General features: G+C 54.3%; 5 protein-coding genes. 1 reads left to right on the top strand and 4 read right to left on the bottom strand.

Going from position 1 to position 3,707, the window contains the following annotated elements:
* The 4 genes from ruvX to ilvC form a co-directional block, all read right to left on the bottom strand.
* Window positions 1-284, bottom strand: a 284-nt coding sequence (gene ruvX / locus Q0438_RS02010; protein ID WP_299186759.1) for a Holliday junction resolvase RuvX, incomplete at its 3' end; no start/stop codon positions are given.
* A gap of 198 nt (window positions 285-482) precedes the next feature.
* Window positions 483-1,271: a DNA-processing protein DprA gene (locus tag Q0438_RS02005; protein WP_299186757.1), complete on the bottom strand. Its 789-nt coding sequence runs from the start codon at window positions 1,269-1,271 to the stop codon at window positions 483-485.
* Window positions 1,255-2,445 carry a divergent polysaccharide deacetylase family protein gene (locus tag Q0438_RS02000; RefSeq protein WP_299186755.1) on the bottom strand — a complete coding sequence of 397 codons (1,191 nt, stop codon included), beginning with the start codon at window positions 2,443-2,445 and terminating at the stop codon, window positions 1,255-1,257. Before Q0438_RS02000 ends, Q0438_RS02005 begins: the two co-directional genes overlap by 17 nt.
* A 13-nt stretch (window positions 2,446-2,458) precedes the next feature.
* A complete protein-coding gene (ilvC, locus tag Q0438_RS01995; RefSeq protein ID WP_299186754.1) occupies window positions 2,459-3,481 on the bottom strand; it encodes a ketol-acid reductoisomerase in 1,023 nt (340 codons plus the stop codon).
* A 137-nt stretch (window positions 3,482-3,618) separates the two neighbouring features.
* Between ilvC and Q0438_RS01990 the strand changes: the two genes are divergently transcribed.
* Window positions 3,619-3,707: NAD(P)-binding domain-containing protein (locus tag Q0438_RS01990; RefSeq protein ID WP_299186760.1), on the top strand; the 89-nt coding region annotated here is incomplete at its 3' end.

Here is a 3,707-nt window from a genome sequence, read left to right as displayed (position 1 = left end):
TCGGCGCTCGAAAAGCTCTCGTCTTGAAATTTTATCTCGCCGTCAAAATCCAGCAGCGAGGCGAAGTGGCGTATGCGCCTGCTCATCTCCTCCTCGCTCGCCCCGCCGCGCGGCACGCCAAGCACTAGCACGCCAGCGCCCTTTTCGCGCAGCAGCTCGCTTAGTTCGCGCGCGGCTTGGGTGCGGTTTTTGCGCAGGATCGGCTCGCACGGAAGCGGCGTCTTATCATCCGGTGCCGCCGCCACGCCGATACGTTTAAGCCCAAGATCGATCGCAACTATCAAATTTTATCCTTTTTAGTTCGGCTTTGGCAAGCCGCGCGGGTTTGTTTTAAGCTCAAGTGCTACTTGCGGAAAGTAAAATTTTACCGAGCCGCCTTTTTTCTAAATTTAAACTCCGACTGCGCAGACTTGGCGCCGTGCAAACAAGCCGTACCGGCGAGCGCGCCAATCAAACCACGGCAAGCAAGCGCCCGCCGCCAGCTACTTTGCTACGATCTTTGCGCCTAAAATTTCGATCCTGCCTTCAAGCTCGTATTCGTAAATTTTATCGCCGAAGCGCTCGATTGCCGCTTGCAGATCGGAATTTAACGCTAAAAATTCCATCACCTCATCCTTCGCGCGCTCAGTGTTTTGCGGCGTCTGCGGAGCTAAAGAAGCCACAAACTCACCAAAGTCCGCGATCAGCCGCGCCTGAGATTTTGCGAGCAGATCGTTCGTGCCCGCGCTCTCGTCCATGCGGTGCGGCAGCACGTATACGGGTATGCCCATCTCGCGAGCCAGGCGCGCGCTTTGCAGCGAACCGCTGCGAGGCTCGGCTTGAGCGACGATCAGCGCTTCGGACAGCGCCACGACGATGCGGTTGCGCTGCAAAAACTGAAATCCGCGCGCGCTCACGCCGTCCTCATACTCGCTAAGCGCGAGGCTGCACTCGTAAATTTTGCCGATCATAGCGGCGTTTTGCGCGGGATAAATTTGATCAAGGCCGTTGCCAAAAACCGCGATCGTGTTTGGAAACGCCCCTTCGTGCGCGGCTATGTCGCAGCCGATCGCCGCGCCGCTTACGACGCAAAAGTCCGCGTCGCTCAAAGCGCGCGCAAGCCGCAGGATCAAATTTTTGCTATAAACGCTCATCTTGCGCGAGCCCACGATCGAGATGCGGCGCTTTTGTAACATCGCCGGCTCGCCCCTAAAATACAGCCGCGCGGGCTCGCTCGCACCGAGCCTTTTTAAGCTTGAAATTTTAAAACCGAGCTCACTCGTAGTACTCATAAATTTCGTCCAAATAGACCAAATCGACCTCGCCTAGGATGTCGGCGCTGTTTGCAAGCGCGCGCAGAGTGGAGCTTTTGGGATGGCCGATAGCGATGGCGTAACCCTGCTTTTTAGCAAGCGCGACGGCTTCGCGCAGCTTTTTGCGCACCGCAGCGACGCTGTTTTGATTATCTAAAAACACGTCGCGATGCACGTATCGCATACCGAGCCCATTCATCGCCGCTTTAGCCTTGGTAGCGGGGCTCGTGCGCGAGTCGATAAATAAAAATCCATGCTCGTTCATCGCGCGCAGCAGGTTTTGCATCGCGCGCTCATCGGTGGTAAATTTAGAACCGGTGTGGTTGTTTATAAATTTAGCGTTCGGAAAGTCCGCGCGCAGCTTGGCTATGACGCCGTTTAGCTTCTCGTAATTATCCGAAGTCCGAAGCGTCGCGGAGTTATTTTTGGCCGAGCTCGCCTCCATCGGCAGGTGGATCGCGTAATGCTCAAAGCCGCGAGCGAGCGAGCGCGTGTCCTTGCGCTGATACTCGGGCGGGAAGATGGACGGCGTCACGCGCACGGGCAGCGCGGCGATCTTCTGCGCCTGCTCGCCGGTGCCTACGTCGTCGATGATGATCGCAAGCTTTGCGCGAGAGCCTGCAGGCAGGGCCTTGCGCGGCGATTTAGAAAGATCGCTCGCACCGCTAGAAACGTAGCTTTGCGCGGCAGAATTTATGGAATTTTCGGGTGCGGAATTTGCCGCGGTAAAATTTACGTCAGGTCCGTCGCTCGCCGAATTTACGGCGGCGGAATTTGCGGAAGCCGTAGAATTTACGGAATTTTGCGAATCGCCGTTTGCGGAATTTTGTACTGCGGAGTTCTGCCGCGCAGGCTCGATGCTCATCTTAGGCGTAGTTACGTTTTGCTCGGCGATCTTATCAAGCTCCTTTTGAATCAATACTTCCTTCTGTGCAGCGCTTAAACGAGGCTTTTTACCGCGAGAATCGGAAGGGCTCTCGGGAGTTTGTTTGCGCGAGCTTTGCTGCAACGCGGCTTTATTGCCCGAAAATACGAGATCCAAAACCGCGTAGGTAACCGCACCGCTTAAAAAGCATAAGATTACGACAAAGGCGATCGTTGCGTAGTTGATCGGGCGCTTTTTGCGGCGCCCGCGTGGATTTGTATTAGCCAAAGCTCAGCCGAAATCAGTTTTTATCTTTATTTACGAGCTTACCCTTGGCGATCCACGGCATCATCGCGCGAAGCTTATCGCCGGTTTTGGTAAGCAAGCTATTTGCCGTGATGTTGCGCTCGGCGTTCATTCGCACGTAGCCAGCTTTGCGCTCAAGGATGAAGTCTTTTGCAAATTTGCCGTTTTGGATCTCCTTTAGCACCTCTTTCATCGCCGCTTTGCTGCTTTCGTTTACAACGCGGTTGCCGCTTACGTAATCGCCGTATTCTGCGGTGTTTGAGATCGAGTAGCGCATATCGGCCATGCCGCCTTGATAGATGAGATCCACGATCAGCTTCATCTCGTGCTGGCACTCAAAATACGCCATCTCGGGCTCATATCCAGCCTCTACAAGGGTCTCAAAGCCCGCGTTGATGAGCGCGCAAAGTCCGCCGCAAAGCACAGCCTGCTCGCCGAAAAGATCGGTCTCGGTCTCTGCTTTGAAGGTCGTTTCGATGATGCCAGTGCGGCCGCCGCCGATCGCACTTGCGTAGCTTAGAGCAAGCTCTTTGGCTCTACCGCTTTCGTTTTGCGAAACGGCGATCAGCATCGGTACGCCGCCGCCGCTTACGAACTCGTTGCGAACAGTGTGGCCGGGAGCTTTCGGAGCGATCATAATGCAATCGATGCCCTTTGGAGGGACGATCTGTCCGAAGTGGATATTAAAACCGTGCGCAAACGCAATCGCGTTACCCTCGCTTAAGCTCGGCTCGATCTCCGCTTTGAAAATGTCGCTTTGAAACTCATCGGGCGTTAGGATCATCACAAGATCAGCGGCCTTCGTAGCCTCGCCGACGCTCATTACTTTAAAGCCCTTCGCCTCGGCCTTGCTCCAGCTCGCGCCCCCTTTTTTAAGACCCACGATAACCTCTACGCCGCTATCTCGCAAATTTTCGGCGTGAGCGTGCCCCTGCGAGCCGAAGCCGATCATAGCGACCTTTTTAGCCTTAATCAAGCCCAAATCGCAATCTTTGTCGTAAAAAACGTTTATTGCCATAACGCATCCTTTTTTAAAAATTTAGGCGAGATTGTAGCTAAAATTTGCTTTTACGTAGATAAACCGCGCGCCGCAAGGGCGGATAAAGAAATTTTGAGCTATCATTGAGGCATAATTTAGCTTTAAAAGGAGCGAAAATGAAAGTAGGATTTATCGGCGGCGGAAATATGGGTGAGGCGATGATTGCCGCACTTTGCAGAGCTGGCGGGCAAGATTGCGCGGCGGG

Origin of the sequence: uncultured Campylobacter sp. (assembly GCF_938030785.1) — a bacterium.
In the GTDB taxonomy this organism is placed as follows: domain Bacteria; phylum Campylobacterota; class Campylobacteria; order Campylobacterales; family Campylobacteraceae; genus Campylobacter_B.
This window is presented reverse-complemented; position numbering and strand designations above follow the sequence as displayed.